Below are 17,112 nucleotides of genomic sequence, written 5' to 3' on the forward strand. Positions count from 1 at the left end.
CCCGCCCCTCGGGAGGCCGGCCTTTTCGTGCGCCCGGAGCGGGTAGTGCCGGTCCCAGCTTCGCGACCAACCGGCCGCATCAGCCCTCGTTTCGGGGACATCCGCAGCCGTTTCGGGAACGCCCGCCCGCGTTTCGGGAGCGGCGTTCCCCGTTTCGACCACCCCCTGAACCGGTTCTCCTGGAGGCCCTCATGACGATCACCGAGACGCCGTCGATGACGGTGTCCAACCCTCTTGTTTCGCGCCCGCCGAAGCCCGCTTCGGGCCCGGCCGACGCCATTTCGGACGGACCGGACTTCGCTTCGGACGCGCACAAGCGGAAGCCGATCAAGCCCACCCGCGACCGGCTGATGACCGCCCTGTCGGTCGCCGCGGCGCTCGGGGGCACCCTGGTCGGTGTCATCGGCTTCGCGATGTCCTACAGCACCCTCGCCGACGTGGCGCTGAGCTGGGGATTCAGCGAGAAACTCGCACCGTGGTTCCCCGTCGGGGTGGACGCGTCGATCATCGCGTTCCTCGCCCTGGACCTGTACCTGATCCGCAAGGACATCGCGTGGCCGCTGCTCCGGTTCGCCGCGCACGCGATGACCGCCGCGACGATCTGGTTCAACGCCTCCTCTCAGGGCGAGATCGGCGCCGACCCGGTCAAGTCCGCCAGCCACGGCGTCATGCCGCTGCTGTTCGTGATCGGCGTCGAGGCCGCCCGCAAGCTGTTCATCAAGAAGGCCCAGCTCGACGCCGGTACGCACACCGACCGCATCCCGCTGCACCGCTGGATCCTCTCCCCCGTCGCCACGCCCCGGTTCTACCGCCGGATGCGCCTGTACGGGGTGGCGTCCTACCCGGAGATGATCCGCCGTCAGCAGGACCTGATGGCCTACGAGCAGTGGCTGCGCCGCAAGCACCGCGGCGACCTGAGCCAGGCCTCGGAGGACGAGCGGCTGCCGATGAAGATGGCGGCCTACGGCTACACCGTCGCGGAGGCCCTGGCCCTGCCGGAGCGGCAGGAACGCGAGGCGGAGCAGCGGGCGGAGGACGCCGAGCGCCGGCGCCTGGACGCGGACACCCGCCGCCAGGTCGCGCTGAAACGGGCGGAGGCCGACCGGCTGGTCGCCGACGGTGAGCTGGAGGCCGTCCGCGCGCAGGTGGAAGGCCAGAAGGCCGAAGCCGCGGCCCACGCCAGGGCCCGCGCCGGAGCCGCTGAACGGGCCGCTGAGCTGGAGGAAGCGGCCCTGGAGACCGCGCTGGTCGCCGAAGCCCGCGCCCGCGAGGCACAGGCGAGGCGCGAGGAGGCGGACCAGCGCGAGGCGCAGGCCGCCGCCGATGCCCGCGCGGCGGAACTGGAACGCCAGGCAGCACAGAAGCGGAAGGAAGCTGCGGAGGCCGACCAGGCCGCCGTCGCGGAGGCTCAGGCCATCGAGACGGCCGCGATCGCTGAGGCCCGGCAGCGCGCTGCCGAAGCCGACCGGGCCGCTGCCGAAACGGAGATGGCCGCTGCCGAAACCCGCCGCCGCACCGCCGAAGCCGACCGGCTCGCGGCGCAGGAGAACGAGCGCCAGGCGACCGCCGACGCGAACACGCAGGCGGCCCGCAGGCGTGAAGCCGAAACCGAGTACGCCGCCGCCGAAACCCGGCTCGCCGCCGCCGAAATCGAGCGGCGCGCAGCCGAAACCGAGGACGCCGCGAAGCTGACGCCGCGCGAGCGGGCGGCCCGCAAGGTCGCACGCATGGCGATCGCGGCTGGCGCGGTGTTCGTCGGCCTGGAGGCCGACGGGATCCACCGGGAGCTGTGCCGGGTCGTCTCGATCGCCGACGTCCAGCGAGAGCTGGCCGTCTCGTCCACGGACACCGCCTCGAAGTACCGCCAGGAGGCCGTCGCGCTCCTGGAGGGCGGCTACCGCCCCTGATCCACCGTCCGGCACACATCAGTGAGAGCCAGCCCGCTGGAATCGGGCTGGCTCTCGCTGTGACTGCCGGAAGCAGTCGCAGCCACGCCAGTACACCAGGAGGGAATCCCCGCCGTGAACAGCAGCAACGACCCGAGCCACTCCCCGCTGCGCGACGTCGCGCAGAACCCGGAGGCAACCGCCCGGTACCTGGCCGACGTTCAGCGGGTCCTGCTGGACATCGGCAAGAACCTGGAGACCCTCGCGCTGGAGACCCGCGTGCACCTGCGCGGCACCAACGTGGAAGGCGACCGCTGGTACCACGCCAGGCTGCGCGCGCGGCCGGTGGAGAGCGCCCTCGCACAGGTTCTGAAGAACCTGAACAACCTCACCGACGGCCTGGAAAAGAGCGCCTATAAGCGCCACGCACACGACCAGGCCGTGGTGAATACGCTCAAGGATAGGAAGCAGAAGGAGCTGGAAAAGCAGCGGAAGAAGAACCCTCAGACCCTCCAGGCCGCCGCCAATCCCCCACAGGAGGGTGGACACGGCGCCAATTCCGGGTATGGTGGTCCTACGTCGATTTACGACCTCGGTAGGAGGGAATCGGCGTGACCCGCCCCCTCAGCAGCGCTGAACGATCCGTTCAACGGCGGCAAAAATGGCTGACGGAAGAGGCGGCGAAAGCCCGCGAATCTCGCGGCGAGGCAGGGCAGATGGAATTCTGGCTCCGCCTGGCAAGATCTCGAATTGCCAAAGACGTGAAAGCCGGTCGCGGCGACGTCTACTCCGGATTCGCGCTGATCTGCCGCCTGTTCATCACGGCGATGGACCAGCGCGCGGAGGGTGACCAGAGGATCTGGAACGACCTGCTGCGCTACGCGCAGCAGGTCGTGGAGAAGCACCCCCCGCGTCACTGAACGTCACCAGCGAGGCCCCGCCGGACTCCGGCGGGGCCTCGCGCGCGTAAAGCGTGCACACGTGCACGTGCACACGCGTGCACACAAGACCCCACGCTCTGTCAAGCCCCCAGGAGGGAGGCGCACCGTGTCCGATGAGGACGCCACCGGGACCCTGGTCCAGGGCCCCTGGAGCGGTGATTCCCCGTACGTGCCACCGCCGATCCCGGATTACGGAGACACCATTCCGCCCCCGGAGGACATTCCCCCGGCCCCGCCGGAGTCACCGGAAGAGACGACGATGGAATTGCCGGTTGTTCCGGGGGCCCCTGACCCGTCCATGTCGCTGCGCTCCGACGGAATCACCCCGCCGGAAATCGGCGAGAATGAAAGCGAATATGAGGAAGGGGAATATGAACAGCCCCGTTCTCTCGCCGATCGCCTTGGTGACTGGCTCGAATTCGGGCTGGAAAGGGCGCGCGCCAATCATGAAAGTGAAGCGCCTTTCCGTGAGGCTGAAATAGCGCGTAAGGCGGCGCTGCTGGAGGGCCGGACAGCGCAGGAAGTCGCGATGATGGAGCAGAACGGAAAGCTCCACGCCGCGATGATGAAAGCGAAGGGCGACAAGGCGGCGGCACGCGGAAAGGCCGACGCCGACCGCACGAGGTCGTCGTCCGGGATGGGTTCGGACAAGGGCCGCTCGAAGGCCGGCGGCGGGGGCGGGTCCTCGCGCGGCGGGGGCGGCGGGGGCGGCAACACTCCGTCCCGCAGCAACTCCGGCCCGGGGCCGAACCGGTCCGGCACCTCGCGCGGTTCCAACTCCGGCGGCTCCAGCGGACGTTCGGGGCCCGGATCGGGCGGCGGAAGCGGAGGCGGCAGGGGCGGCACGAGAGGCTCCCAGCCGGGTTCTGGCGGCCGTGGACCCGGGGCCGGGCGTCATGGTCAGTCCGGGGGCCCGCGAGGCTCCCAGTCGGGCTCTGGCGGCTCCGGCCGGAACGGGAGCTCCGGCAACGGTGCTGCTCAGCCGTCCGGTGCCCGTGCCGAGCGCGCCCGGGGCCGCCAGGACCGCGCCGCGGCCCGCCAGGCCGGACGGCAGGAGCGCCGTGCAGCGGCTCACGCTGCCGGTGTCGCCGACCGGAGCCGCGACCGCGACCAGGCCCGTGCCCAGCGCCAGCAGGTGTGGGAGGACCGCCGTGCGAAGCGGCAGGAGCGGGGCGAGGCACGGAAGGCGAAGCGGGAAGCCGCTGCGTCGGCCGCGCCGGACCGCACCACGCTGGGCGCGGCCATGGGCCAGGAGGTGCAGCGCCGCTTCGATGAGCGCCGCGCCGCCGCGCAGGCCGCCGCCGACGCGAAGAAGACCGCAGCAGGCGCCGGCGCCTCCGAGAAGGTCGGCCTCACGAAGAAGCCCAAGGCGGACAAGGACAGCGAGGCGGAGACCGGCCGGGAGGCAGACCCTCCGGGGGCCGGTTCCACGACCGGTGAGGCCACGAAGCGGCGGAGGTTCAGGCGCCGCCGCGGCGACGGCACGGGCCGTACCCGCCGTACCGGACGCACCGGTCGGGCCGGGCGCACCGGGCGTGCTGGACGTGCCGGACGACCTGGTGGCCGTCCGGCGGACAGCCCGTTTGGTGCGGAGGACTCCACCCCCTGGGCGGAGTGGCCCGGCCGTCCCTCACGCCCGCCGCACAATGCCCAGAGTGAGGACGACATCGAGGACGCGGTCATCGTCCCCGACGAGCCGGGGGCCGTGACGACCGGCGTCAAGGGCCTGCCGCCTGCCCGGGAGAAGACGACGGCCCGGCCCGGCACCAGCCGGCCCGCCGCAGAAGGGAACAACGTGAACTCGGACGTCAACGTCAGGCCGTCGGGCGGCATGGACCGCCAGCACCACACGGACATCACCTTCGACGAGTACCTGATGGAGATGACGAACATCGCCATCCAGGCCGCCACCGACCAGGACCGCGCCGAAACCCTGGCGCAGGCCCTGACCCAGGTCGCCGACGCCCTGCGGGACATGGCCAGTGACCTGATCGGCGACCACAACGTCTCCACCGCGGTCACCGATCTGATCGCCGACCTGGCCGACGCCGCGGCCCGCATGAAACAGCAGGCCGAACGCGCCGCCGAGCAGTGCAGCCTCGCCAAGGAAGCCGCCACGCTCGCCGCCGTCATGGTCGCCCGCGTCTACGGCCAGGACATGGCAGCCAAGGAAGACGCGGGCCTCAAGCACACCTCGGCCGCCGCCCACCACGACTGAGCACCCCGGAGGAAAGACGCTGATGAGCAGCGATCTCGAACCCCGCCCGGCAGCGGCGGCGCCCGCACCGTCAGACGACGACAACCGCTACAAGGCCGTCCAGGCCAAGCTCCTGCGCCTGGGCAAGACGATGGACGACGCCACCCTCGAACTGGAGGGGCTGTACCGCAGCATGAAGGCCAACTCCACACGCACCGAGGACGTCGCCCGCGACATCGCCAACGCCGACCTGGACGTGAAGTTCGTCGAACTCACCAACAACGTGGCCGTCGCCCTGGGCGGCGCCGCCGTCCAGGTCCGCCGGCTCGCCGACACCGCGCAGGAGACCGTCGACCTCACCGGTCAGGCCCGCCAGACCCATTCCCGGCTCTACGGCGCGCTGGACGACATCCGATCCAACCGGCGCGAGAAGACCCCCCGCCCGGGGTTCTTCGACTGACCCACTCCCCCACTCCCCTCGCCACGGGCGGCCCCGCACCTCGCGGGGCCGCCCGTGCCTATTCCCCCTGAAGGAGACAGCCGGTGACCACGCCGCCCAGCGTCGCGCTCGAACGCCTCGCCTACAGCCTCGCCGCGCCCATGCTGGCCGTGGCGCCGAACCTCTACCCCGACAGCCCCGTCAACCAGGTCGTGCAGCTCGCCGGAGCGGCCGGGCTCGGCGGCTGGTTCCTCGCCTACAAGAGCGATGAGCCCGGCGCCGGGCGCAAGATCTTGCGTTGGTCCCCGCTGGTCCTGGCCGCCGCCGTCGACGTCGCCGCCAAGCACACCACCGGCTTCGGCCCCTACTGGCTCGACGGACTCCTCGCCGCCGGATGGGCGGCGGCCGGATACCTGGTGATGCCGTTCTCCCGGCACACCCGCCGCCGCCACCGGCCCGCCACCGGCATCCCGGTCCCGCAGCCGGCGCCCGCCGCTCCCGAGCCGTCCCCGGCGCAGCCCGACGACGGAGCCGACCTCCTCACCCGCGACGCGCGGGTGCTGTGGGAGCAGGCCGGGATGCCCGGCCGCACCCACATCGTCACCGTCACCCGGCACACCGGCATGCAGCACGACATGACGGTCCTGCTGCGCGCCTCGGAAGCCGGGCGGCCCATCACCGGCCTGTCGGAGGCCGCCGTCGCCGCCGCGTTCGGCGTGCACTCCACCGACGTGTTCCTCTCGGAGGTCGCCGTTCAGCCCGGACGCCAGGGCGGACCGGGCTGGCTGGAGGCCCGCATCGTCCCCGACACCAACGCCCGGCGCCGCCAGGCCCCCACCGATCGGGAACGCTGGGCGGACAAGGTCGGCTCGGCCAAGGGCGGCGCGCCCGGCTCCGACCTGGTCCACAAGTCCCGCGACGACGTCCGCGGCGTCACCTTCTACCGGGCCAAGATGTCCGACTCCACCGACACCCCGCGCGTCGACCTCGCCAAGGTCTGCCGCGGACTGAGCCTGCCGGAGGACGACTCCCGCGCGTTCGTCCTCATCGACGGCACGGAGTTCCTCATCAGCGTGTTCGACGAGCCGCCGCTGTCGCAGATCTTCCCCGCGACCCGCGAGCTGCTCACCCCCGACGCCAAGGGCATGTTCGTGTGCGGCTACACCATCACCGGCCAGCCGGTGCGGAACATGGTGTACCAGCACGACAAGAACGCCGCGTCCCACGGCCTGACGCTCGGGGTGTCCCGCTCCGGCAAGACGCAGTACTTCGCGATCAACATGGCCGCCCAGTCCCTCGACGGCCAGGTGGTGTGGCTGTCCACCGTCCGCAAGGACGAGAAGACCACCATGCTCGGCAAGTACATCGACCGGCAGGGATCGAACGCGCTGTGGATGGCCCGCTCCCTGCGGGCCGCGAAAGCACTGTGCGAGATCCGCGCGGAGATGCCCTGGTCGCACGACGGCCAGCCGCACGACTACAAGCCGGGCGACACCCGCTGCCCCTACCGGCAGCTCAACCTGTACGCCGACGAGTTCATGACCGCCGCGGCGGACCCGGACTTCGGCGAGTTCATCCAGGCCGACGGCGACGACCTCACCGTCACCAGCCTGAAGTACGGCATCGGCTTCAACCCGGCCGGACAGTCGCCGTTCGCGCACGAGGGCTTCAGCACCAAGATGAAGGACAACCTGCGCCAGAACAGCCGCGCAGTCATCTTCAACATGGGTTCGCCCGGCGCCACCCGCAAGGCGGCGGAGGGAACCATGGAGAACGCCTACGACGTGCCGACCATCCCGGCCCGCTACTCCCGCAACGAGGGCTCCGCGATCGAACGGGCCATCAAGGGGGAGGCCGACCCCGAGACCGGCGTCAGCACGGGCGGTGTCGCCGTCATCGTCCTCGACAACGGCCGCGCCGTCCTGATGCGGTCGCTGCTCGCGGACTTCGACACCGACCTCGCGGACCTCTTCCCCGATCAGGTCAACCGGCTCACCGACTACGAGATCGCGGAGCTGACCAAGCGCGGGCTGTGGTTCGACTGGAACGAGCCGGTGAGGCCCGGCGAGTTCTGGCCCGAACCCGACGACGACGGCGACGGCGACGGCCGCTCCCGCCGACGCGGAAGCGGCAAGGGCGGCGGCTCCAAGGGCAGCAGCCGCCGCCCCCAGCAGGTCACCTCGCCCCGTGAGGCGCTGGAGGCCATCAAGGGCCTCGCCGACGCCTGATCACACCCACTCCCCCGGGGCCGGACCGCCCACACGCGGCCGGCCCCGACCCACCCGTTGTGAAGGAGCACCACCGCCGTGGTTCTGTCCGTCTCCGCCGCCGTCCTGCTCGGCATCATCGTCGTCGTCCTGGTCAGGGGCGGCTACGTCCGCATCGGCTCCGCGCTCGTGTGCGCCCTGTTCGGCTTCACCCTCGCCGCGACAGGCCTGGCCCCCACCATCAGCAGCGGCCTCGCCGCGCTCGCCGGACTGATCTCCAGCATCTGACCTACGACTCGGTCCACGGCGGGTCAGGCGTGTAGTTGAGCCCCTCGCAGAAACGGCAGTCCCACTCCGAGGGGATCTCCCACTTGTCGACCCAGACGCCGACCTGCTTGCCGACGAAGTAGTTGTCCCCGCCGCACCATCCGCAATCGAAGACGAACTCCACTGATCCCCCTCCTTCGCGCCCGCGCCTGAAATCGAGGATGCCCGGCGCGCAGGTGCGGTGACTACCCACCTCCCGGCCCCAACTCACCTGCTGTGCGGGCGCCGCCGATGACTCATGTCGGCGGCGCCCGCCGCTGTCCTGCCCCGTTCCCGCAGCCATCGGAGAGCGCCCGTGCCCACCACATCCGCCGCGGCCCCGCACGCGTCTGCGCCCGCCGACCAGCCGTCGGCGGACACGGGCGCGGCGCTGAGCCTGGACGCCCGGCTCGCCGCGACCGAGGCCGCCATGACGGTCCGGCTCGAAGAGGCCGCCGTCGCCCACGAGGTCCGCACCGCGCACCTCAGCAGCGATCCCGTTGACCTCGCCGACGTCATCACCGTCCCCGCAGCCCTGCCCCGCCTGCCCGCCCTCGCCCCTCACCCCTACGCCACCCCGGCCGCCGACGTCCTGGCCCGCGCACAACACCGCATGGAATCCCGCGGCTGGTGCGCGGGCGCCCTCACCGACGACAGCGGAGCCGCCTGCATGATGGGCGCCATCCGCGCGGAGGCCGGCGGCGACCGCGGCCTGGAGGCCGACGCGCTCGCCCTGCTCCGCGACGTCCTCGGCCGGCGCTTCGCCGTCGACCCCGACGACGTCAGCGTCCCCGACGTCAACGACCGCCAGCGCGACGGACGCCTCCCGGCACGGATGCTCGGAGAAGCCGCCGGCCTCGCCGACGCACGCGGCCTGTAAGCCCCGCCTGCCGCACCTGCCGGGCGGGCGCCGGTTTCCCCCGCCTCCAGGACCACCTGCCCCGGCCGCTCCGCCGGGCTCTCGCCCCCCCCGCACCCGCCGGGCGGGCGAGAGCCCGGCAGTACGACCGGCACACACGCCACCCTTCGAAGACAAGGACTCCCATGGCCAGCACCCCGACCCCGATGCGCGGAACGTTCATCCCCGACCCGCCGCCGCCCAGGAGGCTGTCGACCCCGGCCCGCATAGCCGTGCTCGCCGGGCTCCTGCTCGCCGTCATCCTCGGCTCCCGGGGCCACACCGACGGCCAGCCCACGCCCGCCCCCAGCCCGCAGAACACGACCGCCCCCGCCGCGGCCGACACCGCCAACCGGCCGTGAGGGGCGACCCGATGCTGTGGCCGCGGATGAGCAGGAGCGAACGGCAGCGCTGGCGATCCGCCCGCACGGTCGCCGACCTCGGCGAGCTGATGGCGCTCTGGCTGGAGGGCGAACTGGGATCCTGGCCCGGCTACATGCCCGGCTGCGGGCCCGACGATGAGACCACGCACCTGGTGCCCACACTCGCCGCCCTGTGCCGGGCCGGATACGTCACCACCCAGTCGCAGCCCGGATGCATCGGCACCAGCACGGACGGCCTGTGGTGGGAACAGCGGGCCGCCCTCGAGCTGGTGGTCACCGACCCGAAACTGTTCCACCGCCTGATCGACACCGCGGACGCCGCCGGCCTGTCCGTCCGGATCAACGACTACCGCCCCGGTGGCGGAGTCCAGGACCAGCCCGTCGTCGTCACCACGTGCGACAGCGAGCCAGTCACCTCGTTCGGCGGCCGAATCAGCCGCGCCCACATGGCCATTCAGTGGCCCGGACTGCACCCCGACCTCTACCGCGAGGTCAGCACCGGCATGTACGTCTCGATCATCGCCCCCGAGTACGGGAAGCCGGGCGAGCAGATGTGGGTCGTACTCGACTTCCTCACCGGCCACCGCCGCCACGACCCGGCCGACCCGTGGGCGAGCAGCACCCCGTCCGGCCCCGCCTACAGCTGACGTCCACCGGCCCCTCACCCCGCGCCCGCCGACGAACCGCCGGCGGGCGCGGTGCTTGCTGTCCACCGACAACTGGAGGAACCGCCCGTGCTCATCCCCAGACCGCGCCGCCGCATCGGCCGGCCCCGCCCGCACCGGCCCGGCCTGCGCTACCCGCACCGCCCCCGCCGACTGCCCGGCGCCTGGAGGCCGTGATGGACCGCCCCGACGAAGCCGACACGGGCCTGGTCGACGTCGACCCCTACGACCCCGGCGACGGCTCCTTACCGGTCCTACGATGGCGGCAGGCCGGATACGACAACCTCGCCACCCGCCGCCAGCTGCGCCAGATGGGCCTGCGTCCCGGCGGCCAGCAGCCCGTCTTGCGGATCGAATGCCGCAGGGGCCGCCGCTTCGCGTGGCTGTACCGGATCGACCTGGCGAAGCCGAAGCGCCCGATGACCCTCGCGAAGGAAGCCGCGCTCGACAAGGCGATGGCCGCACGCCAGACATGCCCCGGCCCGTGCGGCCGACGCTACGCCCACTGCCTCCCGCTGAAGACCTTGGGGTCCTGCCTGGAGTGCTTCGACGACACGCCCGCCGACCCCACCACCTACATCGCTCCCCCGGCCAAGCACCTGCTGGCCGCCTGACAAATGCTCTGCGCCAGTACCGCTGAAGACCTTGGGGTCCTGCCTTCTCCGAACTACCAGGGGTGTCCCGTACTTGGGCGGTAAACCGCCCAGCCGAGCTAGAACGGCCGATGCTACGACCGCTCGGTCGCCTCCGGCAGGTTGTGCCATGCATGTCCGCAGGCGCCTTTGCAGTACCTCTCGCGGCGGCGAGTGTCCGCAACGGCGAACACGGAAACGAGGACGCGGAACGCCTTGACGTGTTCGGCGGAGGGCAGGCTCGCGAACCCGTAGCGGGGCGGGTCCATGCAGATCATGACCGACGGGTTAGCCGTGGACTTCACACCAGACCGCGCCACCCCGCACGGCCCGTCCGCAGCCGTAACGTGCGCCTGCATCGCATAGCCGGCGACTTCCCGCAGAACCATCTGCTGGCCTGCAGGGGCGAGGTCAGAGAACCACCTCACACCAGCATCCAACGTGCGGAGCCCTTGGGCGATCTCGTTGACGACCCGCTCGGTCTCGCGCCGCAAGGTCCGGCCGTCGTCGCTGCTCGGTTCAGCCATCGCTGGATGATTTCACGACGCTGATTCATGGCGAGCGCCGCCTGTTGGTGAATACCCGAACGTGCCCGGTCAGACCACAGCATTCGTCCGCGCCCCCGACGCCGTACAGGACCCGCTGCACATCACCGTCGGCTGCGCGGGCGGTCTCTAGCCACAAGCAGCTGTTGCTGAGATTCCAGTGACTGTGAGTGGCTGCATGTTCACTCGTTGATGATCGATGAACTTGAGGTGGACGCCGGGCCGTTGGCGCGGTGGCAGGTGCATTGGTGCGACCCGCGGCGGGAGGTGTCGTGGTACGCGGCCGATCCGGTGCTGGCGGGCCTGCCGACGCTGGCGGAGTGGGCGCACATGCACGGTACACAGCCGGGGCAGCCGGTGCTGCTGCGGGCCGATGGATGGTCAGTGCCGGAGGTCAACAGGTTTTCGGGGCTCAGCTGCTGAGGTCAACCACGCCCCACGCGGTGAACGGCTCGGCCTGGACGTAGATCCTGCTTCCTCGGCTGACGGCGCGGCGGCGGCCGGGCAGGTGGCCGTCGGACAGGGTGAGTAGGCCGACATCAGTCGGCTCGACGGATGCTTCGGTGAGCTCTCCGCGGGTGAGCCGGTCCACCTCTTCGCCGTAGCCGCCGTAGAAGGCGACCTGCTCGCCGTGGATGGCCACTGCCTTGGCGCCCCGTACCTGGTTCGGCCACACCCTCACGGGCCGGTCGGGGCGTATCTCGACGAGCGGGAAGTCGGTGTACGTGCACGCCCAGGCGGTGGTGCCCGACACGTTCAGGGCGTAGCAGTCGAAGAGGCCAGGGATGCTTGCGCCGTCGGACGCCCAGTAGATGTGGCCTGTGGGGCTCCAGCGGCGGATTCCGGCCGGGTTTTCGTCGAAGTGCCCGACCCAGATGTGGCCGGCCTCGTCCACGAGCATGTGCTCGATGGCGTCCCCGACGGAGAAGGAGGAGGCCTCGCGGCCGAGCGCGTCGAAGACCTGGACCTGGTCCGCGTCCTCGTACCGGCGGGCGCGGGATGCTGCGACGACGAACCCGCCGTCAGGCAGGCGATCCAGGCGCGGCCAGCGGGCCCGCACGGCGCTCAGCTCGGTGAGTTCGACGTCGCCGCCCGGATGGACGGAGACGACCAGCGCGTCGAAGGGCAGGGCATCGCCGCCGGGCTGCGGAGCGCGGTCGGCAAGCAGCCAGTGGGCGGTGCCGAAGACGTCGACGGTGCTGGTCAGGACGTGGTGGGCGTGGTGCGCTCGGGGCAGGTGGGCGTAGGGAACGAGGGCAGTCTTCTGCACGGGCGGGCTCTCCTGGGTGGGCAGTCACGGCGTTCGGGCGCTGCAGTGAGCGGCGGCGGTGCGCGAGCGGTGGAGAGCGAAGAGGGCCGCCTAGAAGGCATGGCCCTTTCTGGTGGTCATGAGGTGATCATCGTCGATGTGTGGCCCCCGTGCCAAACCCTTTCGGTCCAGCGCTCACGCCGTCTGTGACCCCACCCGCTCAGCCTCGACGAGGGCCAACCCGCCCGCCAACTCGAATACCCAGCGCGACAAGTCCAGCGCTCATTGAACAGATGCAGTGCACGGTCGCACATCCCTAAACCGGCTTGGCGTGGGGAGCTACAGACGACCCGTGAACGATTGATCTTCGGCAACAACTCGGAATAGGCGAGAGAACGGGAGGCCGCCATCGTGCCGGTGTCACGGCCTTTTACTGGCCCGGCGCCTGCGCCGCCGCGGCCACCAGGTCGCCCTCCACCACCGCGACCTGCACCTCCCCATCGTCGAACGTGCCGAAGCCTGACGGCTCCCCGTGCCGCCCCAGCCCGCACACGCGGGCGGGGGCGGTGCGGAGGACCGGACAGCCCGGTCGCTCCGGAAGCCTCAAGGAGCTGCACATGACCGACACCGTCATCCCGCCCGCCGTCGGCGCGGACTCGCCGCTCGCCCACCTCTTCGACATGGTCCGGGAGATGAGCGTGCAGGGCGAGGAAGAACAGCGAGAGGACGCCGAAACGGCGGCCCTCGATCACATCTGGTGCGTCTATCCCGACACCCTCGGCCGGTTCGTGCACGAAGAGGACTGGACCGGCAAGGCCACCGTGGCCGGAGCCGGCCTGGAGCCGTGCGCCGTCGCCTACCTGGACGGCGGCCTGTGGTTGCACCACTGCGGCAGCGGCGGCCACGAGTACCGGGTCCTCACCCTCATCGCGCCCTGCACCTGCGGCAACGGCTACATCGACACCGTCGTGGGCGGCGAGACAGACCTGCTGCAGCTCCTCGCCGAACTCCAGCCCACGGGCGGCCGGTTCCCCCACAGCGACCGCGCCGACTGCGGCAGCCAGAAGCGCCTGCGCGCCTGGCACGAGACCCCGCCCCAGTACTGACACCACCCACCCGACCCAAGGAGCACCCCACGATGCTGCCCGCCTTACGGACCCTGCTGGAGAAGGCCGGCGCCCGCTTCGGCTGGTACCACGGCTGCGACCAGGACGGCGACGTCTGGCGCCGCGTGTACCGGGGCGACGAGATCGACACCGTCCTCGCCGAACAGGACACCGACGCCGACCAGCAGGCCCCCGACCACGCCGCGCTCGCGGTCCTCACCAACCTCACCCCGGGGCATGTGCAGCCCGGCGTCCTGGACGTGCGCGACCGCGTCCTGGACGACGTCCTCTACCTCGCGGGCGTGCTCGCCGCGGCCCGCACCCGCCGCCTGCCGGGCGACCTGATCACCAGCCTGGAGGCTGCGGTTGCCCACGGCCGCAAGCTGTCCGGGCTGCTCGCCGACACCGCCCGCGCCACCACGACCGCGTCCTCGCCGTCGTGATCCCCGCTCCGGCCGCACACCGGCCGGACCGCATGAAACAGGCCCTGCCCCGGCCGTCCAGGGCCGGGGCAAGGCCCGCACAACCGGGCGGCGGCGCATCGGCAAAAAGGGGCTGCCGCCCGCTCCCTCACCAGTCAAAGATCAGGAGACCTCCAGCATGCCGCATCGCCCTGCGCTCTTCACCGACCTCACCGACGCGAATCTGGACGCGGCCTGTACAACGGTCGCGGCCGAGATCGCCCGCACCGACGGCAAAGCGTCCCTCCTACTCGCGTTCGACGGGGCGCTGCTCGCCGGGCTCGCGACCGCCGCCGACCAGCCGCTGCCCACCGCGTCCAAGATCTTGGGAGGGGCGGCCGTGCTCGCCCTGGCCGTCGCCGCCGTCCTGCTGCTCCTGGTCGTCCGGCCCCGCCTCGGCGGCAGCGGCAGCGACCGGGCGTCGTTCCCGTACTGGGCACGGCTCGACGACGACACGATCCGGGCCAGCATGACCGGCGACACCCGGCCCGCCCGCATCCGCGTCCTGTCCCGCATCGCCATGAAGAAGTTCAGCCGGTTGCGCGCGGCCGTCGACACGATCCTGGCCGCACTCGCCCTGCTCACGCTCGCCGCCGCGGGCCTCGCGCTGTGACGACTGCGATCCACCGCACCCGGCTCGACCGGGTTCGCGCCCTGGTCGGGATCGCCCAGCTCGCCCTCCAGCAGATCGAGGACGACCTGACCGCCGACGACATCGACGGCCCTGGCCTCGCCGCGATCCTGCGCGAGCTCCAGGAGGACACCGACACCCTCCGCGGCCTCTTCCCCACACTCGCACACCTGGTCACCGCTGCCGCCCGCCGAGCGGAGCAGATCGAGCCCGACCGCGATGGCGACGCCTCCTGCCCCTTGCACGAGGCCGCGTCCCTGCTCACCGACACCGCCGGACAGCGCCTGATCTGGGCTGCCAACTCCCTCCACCCGCAAGGAGATACCGAATGATCGACATGACCGCCGACCTGCCCGAGAACGCGTTGATCGTGCTGATCGGCGCCTCTGGTGCCGGCAAGAGCACCCTCGCCTCCAGCTGGCCCGCTTCCCAGGTCCTCTCGCTCGACACCCTGCGCGGCGTGGTCAGTGACGACCCCGGCGACCAGGAAGCGACGAGCGACGCCGTCGACATCTTCAAGCGCATCCTGGTCCGCCGGATGGCGCGCGGCCTGACCACGGTCATCGACGCCACCAATCTGGAGATGAGTATCCGTGTCGAGCTCGTGGTCGCCGCGCGCCGGCACGGCATGCCCGCCGTCGCGGTGATCGTCTCGGCACCGCTGAGTGTGTGCCTCGCCCGGCAGAACCCGCGCCCGGGCAGCCGCCGTGTGCCCGATGCCACCGTCCGCGCCCAGCACCAGGCCGTCCCCTACGCCGGCGAGGACCTGACCGCGGAGGGATTCACGCACGTTGTCCTCGCCTCGGAGCTGCCCCGGCTGGGCGCCCGCCTCCACCAGCTCACCGAGGCCCGCGCGGACATCGACCACGACCTGGTACTGCCGCACCACTACTTCGGCCCCGAGATCCTGCCCCTGTGGCGCTGGCTGGACCGCTCCGACATCGCGGGCATCGACCGCGTCGCGGAGATCCGCCTCGGATCACAGCACCTCACCCTCGCACTTGCCGAGGACGTCGGCCTCGAGGGCTACAGCGCCTTCGACGTCCTGGTCGGCTGCCCTGTCGACGCGGAATGCACCGCCCGGGCATGGGCGCCCGCCCACTCCGCGGCCGACCTGTACCAGGCGCTGCTCGGCATCCCCGACCGGTACGCGACCTGCACCGTGCACGGCAGCACCGACACCCCGGTCGCCTTCGCGGTGAGCTGAGCCGGACCTCCTGGACGGAAAGCGGCACACAGCCGCCCGTGTGCTGAGCGCATTCTGTGCCGTCCCGGCCCCCGCAGTTGCGGGGGCCGGGGCGGTCGCAGTGGCACCTCAACCACGAGCAGCGAAAGGAGTTGGACGTCATGCCCCTGCCCTTCTTCGAGGTCGACGTCCCCATCACGAGCACAGACGGCCTGCGCGGCGTGCACGTCTTCACCGGGCACGCCGACAGCCACACGTCAGCCGTCCGGATCGCGCACGAGGTCTATGACGCGGCACGCGCCGCGCAGGAAGCCGGACTGGAGATCCCCCGCGTGCGGCCGGACGGCTGGGGAGCCCGCGGCTACCGGCCCGGCTGGGAGCCCGACTGGCTCTCCGCCACCGCCGGGCGCTGGAACAGCCCGCACAGCTGGCTCCGCGCCAGCGACTTCGACCTGTAGCTCCGCCCCGGGACAGCCGCACGTGCTTGGCGGCTTTGTCGGCTGTCCCGGGCCCAACCCAACCCGTACGAGACGAGAGGGAGATCCTCAGTATGGACTCCGTCCTGCGCGGACAGCCCCCGAACGGGCAGAGCGCACCCCAACTCGCCACCAGGCTCGCGCCGTTACCTGGCACGCGTCCGGCCGCCGGTGCTCTGCCCGAGGGTGACTGGATCCGCGGCATCACGATCCGCCAGCCCTGGGCGGCCTGCATCCTCGCCGGGAAATGCCCGGAGAACCGGCCCGTCCACTGGCTGTGGCGCGGCTGGGTTCTGCTCCACGCCGGAAAGGCGAAACCGGAGCCCGCCGTGCTGCGCGACCCGCTGGTCGCCACCGCGATCCGCGGCCGCGAACTGCACCGGGGCGCGGTCATCGGTGTCGCCCGTCTCACCGGCTGCCACCTGGACCGGGGCCCCGTGCAGTGCACCAGCCCCTGGGCCGAGCGCGGCGCGCACCACCTGGTCCTCGCCGACGTCCAGGAGCTCGCCCTGCCCGTGCCCGCCACGGGCGCGCTTCCGGCCTGGAAGCCGGCGCCGGACCTGCTGGCGCAGGTGTTCCAGCAGCTGCCCGCCTTCCAGCCGTGAGCACTCACCGCAAGAAGCAGCCGCCGTTCGAACCGGGCCTGATCCCGGCTCCCGGCGAACTCCTTGTCTGGCGCGACAGCCAGCACTTCGACCGGTGGCAGGACCTCCCCTGCGCGCTGTGCGACCGGCCCACACCCATGCGCTCCCACTCCGGCGAGCCCGTGCACAAGGTGTGCGCCGAGGACTGGATCACCGCCAACCCCGTCGAGGCCCGCCGCGGGCGGTTCGCCTCCGACCTCCTGCCGAAGCCCAAGGCCACGGGCGACGGCGACCACTTCTGACCTCCACCTGGAGGACTT

General features: G+C 71.6%; 25 protein-coding genes. 20 read left to right on the top strand and 5 right to left on the bottom strand.

What is annotated here, in order from left to right:
- Nucleotides 1-191 precede the first annotated feature (191 nt).
- From ACIPSE_RS45330 to ACIPSE_RS45340, 3 genes are all read left to right on the top strand, one after another.
- Nucleotides 192-1,907: a DUF2637 domain-containing protein gene (locus ACIPSE_RS45330; RefSeq protein WP_401675687.1), complete on the top strand. Its 1,716-nt coding sequence runs from the start codon at nucleotides 192-194 to the stop codon at nucleotides 1,905-1,907.
- A gap of 114 nt (nucleotides 1,908-2,021) precedes the next feature.
- Nucleotides 2,022-2,501, top strand: a complete 480-nt coding sequence (locus tag ACIPSE_RS45335; protein ID WP_401675689.1) for a hypothetical protein — start codon at nucleotides 2,022-2,024, stop codon at nucleotides 2,499-2,501.
- The gene (locus tag ACIPSE_RS45340) at nucleotides 2,498-2,806 is read left to right on the top strand and encodes a hypothetical protein (protein ID WP_401675691.1); all 309 of its coding nucleotides are present in this window, start codon (nucleotides 2,498-2,500) and stop codon (nucleotides 2,804-2,806) included. Before ACIPSE_RS45335 ends, ACIPSE_RS45340 begins: the two co-directional genes overlap by 4 nt.
- Before the next feature lie 262 nt (nucleotides 2,807-3,068).
- Here the strand turns inward: ACIPSE_RS45340 and ACIPSE_RS45345 are convergent, their stop codons facing one another.
- Nucleotides 3,069-3,383 (bottom strand): hypothetical protein, encoded by a 315-nt coding sequence (locus ACIPSE_RS45345; RefSeq protein WP_401675693.1) that lies wholly within the window; start codon nucleotides 3,381-3,383, stop codon nucleotides 3,069-3,071.
- A 579-nt stretch (nucleotides 3,384-3,962) separates the two neighbouring features.
- Between ACIPSE_RS45345 and ACIPSE_RS45350 the strand changes: the two genes are divergently transcribed.
- From ACIPSE_RS45350 to ACIPSE_RS45365, 4 genes are all read left to right on the top strand, one after another.
- Nucleotides 3,963-5,045 (top strand): ATP/GTP-binding protein, encoded by a 1,083-nt coding sequence (locus ACIPSE_RS45350; protein ID WP_401675694.1) that lies wholly within the window; start codon nucleotides 3,963-3,965, stop codon nucleotides 5,043-5,045.
- Between the two features lie 22 nt (nucleotides 5,046-5,067).
- Entirely contained in the window at nucleotides 5,068-5,484 is a 417-nt protein-coding gene (locus ACIPSE_RS45355; RefSeq protein ID WP_401675696.1) for a conjugal transfer protein TraB, read from the top strand.
- An 83-nt stretch (nucleotides 5,485-5,567) separates the two neighbouring features.
- On the top strand, nucleotides 5,568-7,691 hold the full coding sequence (locus tag ACIPSE_RS45360; protein WP_401675698.1) for a chromosome segregation protein ParM: 2,124 nt from the start codon (nucleotides 5,568-5,570) through the stop codon (nucleotides 7,689-7,691).
- 78 nt (nucleotides 7,692-7,769) lie between these two features.
- A complete protein-coding gene (locus ACIPSE_RS45365; RefSeq protein ID WP_401675700.1) occupies nucleotides 7,770-7,958 on the top strand; it encodes a hypothetical protein in 189 nt (62 codons plus the stop codon).
- A 1-nt stretch (nucleotide 7,959) separates the two neighbouring features.
- On the opposite strand, the gene ACIPSE_RS45370 is transcribed toward ACIPSE_RS45365, so the two are convergent.
- The gene (locus ACIPSE_RS45370; protein ID WP_401675702.1) at nucleotides 7,960-8,121 is read right to left on the bottom strand and encodes a hypothetical protein; all 162 of its coding nucleotides are present in this window, start codon (nucleotides 8,119-8,121) and stop codon (nucleotides 7,960-7,962) included.
- Between the two features lie 171 nt (nucleotides 8,122-8,292).
- Here ACIPSE_RS45370 and ACIPSE_RS45375 point away from each other — a divergent pair, with 171 nt between their 5' ends.
- The 4 genes from ACIPSE_RS45375 to ACIPSE_RS45390 all read left to right on the top strand — a co-directional run bounded on the left by ACIPSE_RS45375 (nucleotide 8,293) and on the right by ACIPSE_RS45390 (nucleotide 10,536).
- Nucleotides 8,293-8,856, top strand: coding sequence for a hypothetical protein (locus tag ACIPSE_RS45375; RefSeq protein WP_401675704.1), 564 nt, complete (start codon nucleotides 8,293-8,295; stop codon nucleotides 8,854-8,856).
- A gap of 164 nt (nucleotides 8,857-9,020) precedes the next feature.
- Nucleotides 9,021-9,236: a hypothetical protein gene (locus ACIPSE_RS45380; protein ID WP_401675706.1), complete on the top strand. Its 216-nt coding sequence runs from the start codon at nucleotides 9,021-9,023 to the stop codon at nucleotides 9,234-9,236.
- A 26-nt stretch (nucleotides 9,237-9,262) separates the two neighbouring features.
- Nucleotides 9,263-9,904, top strand: coding sequence for a DUF6919 domain-containing protein (locus ACIPSE_RS45385; RefSeq protein ID WP_401675708.1), 642 nt, complete (start codon nucleotides 9,263-9,265; stop codon nucleotides 9,902-9,904).
- Between the two features lie 194 nt (nucleotides 9,905-10,098).
- Nucleotides 10,099-10,536, top strand: a complete 438-nt coding sequence (locus ACIPSE_RS45390; RefSeq protein ID WP_401675710.1) for an RRQRL motif-containing zinc-binding protein — start codon at nucleotides 10,099-10,101, stop codon at nucleotides 10,534-10,536.
- Between the two features lie 113 nt (nucleotides 10,537-10,649).
- Here ACIPSE_RS45390 and ACIPSE_RS45395 read toward each other — a convergent pair whose 3' ends face one another.
- Nucleotides 10,650-11,081: a DUF5958 family protein gene (locus ACIPSE_RS45395; protein WP_401675712.1), complete on the bottom strand. Its 432-nt coding sequence runs from the start codon at nucleotides 11,079-11,081 to the stop codon at nucleotides 10,650-10,652.
- A 207-nt stretch (nucleotides 11,082-11,288) separates the two neighbouring features.
- Here ACIPSE_RS45395 and ACIPSE_RS45400 point away from each other — a divergent pair, with 207 nt between their 5' ends.
- Nucleotides 11,289-11,522 carry a hypothetical protein gene (locus tag ACIPSE_RS45400; RefSeq protein WP_401675714.1) on the top strand — a complete coding sequence of 78 codons (234 nt, stop codon included), beginning with the start codon at nucleotides 11,289-11,291 and terminating at the stop codon, nucleotides 11,520-11,522.
- Here the strand turns inward: ACIPSE_RS45400 and ACIPSE_RS45405 are convergent.
- Complete coding sequence (locus tag ACIPSE_RS45405) at nucleotides 11,512-12,369, bottom strand: hypothetical protein (protein ID WP_401675715.1); 858 nt, start codon at nucleotides 12,367-12,369, stop codon at nucleotides 11,512-11,514. The genes ACIPSE_RS45400 and ACIPSE_RS45405 overlap by 11 nt on opposite strands.
- Before the next feature lie 409 nt (nucleotides 12,370-12,778).
- Entirely contained in the window at nucleotides 12,779-12,967 is a 189-nt protein-coding gene (locus ACIPSE_RS45410) for a hypothetical protein (RefSeq protein ID WP_401675717.1), read from the bottom strand.
- Between ACIPSE_RS45410 and ACIPSE_RS45415 the strand changes: the two genes are divergently transcribed.
- The 8 genes from ACIPSE_RS45415 to ACIPSE_RS45450 all read left to right on the top strand — a co-directional run bounded on the left by ACIPSE_RS45415 (nucleotide 12,966) and on the right by ACIPSE_RS45450 (nucleotide 17,094).
- The gene (locus tag ACIPSE_RS45415) at nucleotides 12,966-13,454 is read left to right on the top strand and encodes a hypothetical protein (protein ID WP_401675719.1); all 489 of its coding nucleotides are present in this window, start codon (nucleotides 12,966-12,968) and stop codon (nucleotides 13,452-13,454) included. The genes ACIPSE_RS45410 and ACIPSE_RS45415 overlap by 2 nt on opposite strands.
- Before the next feature lie 32 nt (nucleotides 13,455-13,486).
- Nucleotides 13,487-13,897, top strand: a complete 411-nt coding sequence (locus ACIPSE_RS45420; protein ID WP_401675721.1) for a hypothetical protein — start codon at nucleotides 13,487-13,489, stop codon at nucleotides 13,895-13,897.
- A gap of 157 nt (nucleotides 13,898-14,054) precedes the next feature.
- Nucleotides 14,055-14,528, top strand: a complete 474-nt coding sequence (locus ACIPSE_RS45425) for a Pycsar system effector family protein (protein WP_401675723.1) — start codon at nucleotides 14,055-14,057, stop codon at nucleotides 14,526-14,528.
- Entirely contained in the window at nucleotides 14,525-14,878 is a 354-nt protein-coding gene (locus tag ACIPSE_RS45430; protein WP_401675725.1) for a hypothetical protein, read from the top strand. The genes ACIPSE_RS45425 and ACIPSE_RS45430 overlap by 4 nt, the downstream gene beginning before the upstream one ends.
- Complete coding sequence (locus tag ACIPSE_RS45435) at nucleotides 14,875-15,753, top strand: AAA family ATPase (RefSeq protein WP_401675727.1); 879 nt, start codon at nucleotides 14,875-14,877, stop codon at nucleotides 15,751-15,753. Before ACIPSE_RS45430 ends, ACIPSE_RS45435 begins: the two co-directional genes overlap by 4 nt.
- Nucleotides 15,754-15,893: 140 nt before the next feature.
- Entirely contained in the window at nucleotides 15,894-16,190 is a 297-nt protein-coding gene (locus ACIPSE_RS45440; protein WP_401675729.1) for a hypothetical protein, read from the top strand.
- Between the two features lie 92 nt (nucleotides 16,191-16,282).
- Nucleotides 16,283-16,813: a hypothetical protein gene (locus ACIPSE_RS45445; RefSeq protein ID WP_401675731.1), complete on the top strand. Its 531-nt coding sequence runs from the start codon at nucleotides 16,283-16,285 to the stop codon at nucleotides 16,811-16,813.
- Entirely contained in the window at nucleotides 16,810-17,094 is a 285-nt protein-coding gene (locus ACIPSE_RS45450) for a hypothetical protein (RefSeq protein WP_401675733.1), read from the top strand. The genes ACIPSE_RS45445 and ACIPSE_RS45450 overlap by 4 nt, the downstream gene beginning before the upstream one ends.
- Nucleotides 17,095-17,112: the final 18 nt, after the last annotated feature.

Source organism: Streptomyces sp. NPDC090106, from assembly GCF_044747265.1.
Lineage (GTDB): Bacteria > Actinomycetota > Actinomycetes > Streptomycetales > Streptomycetaceae > Streptomyces.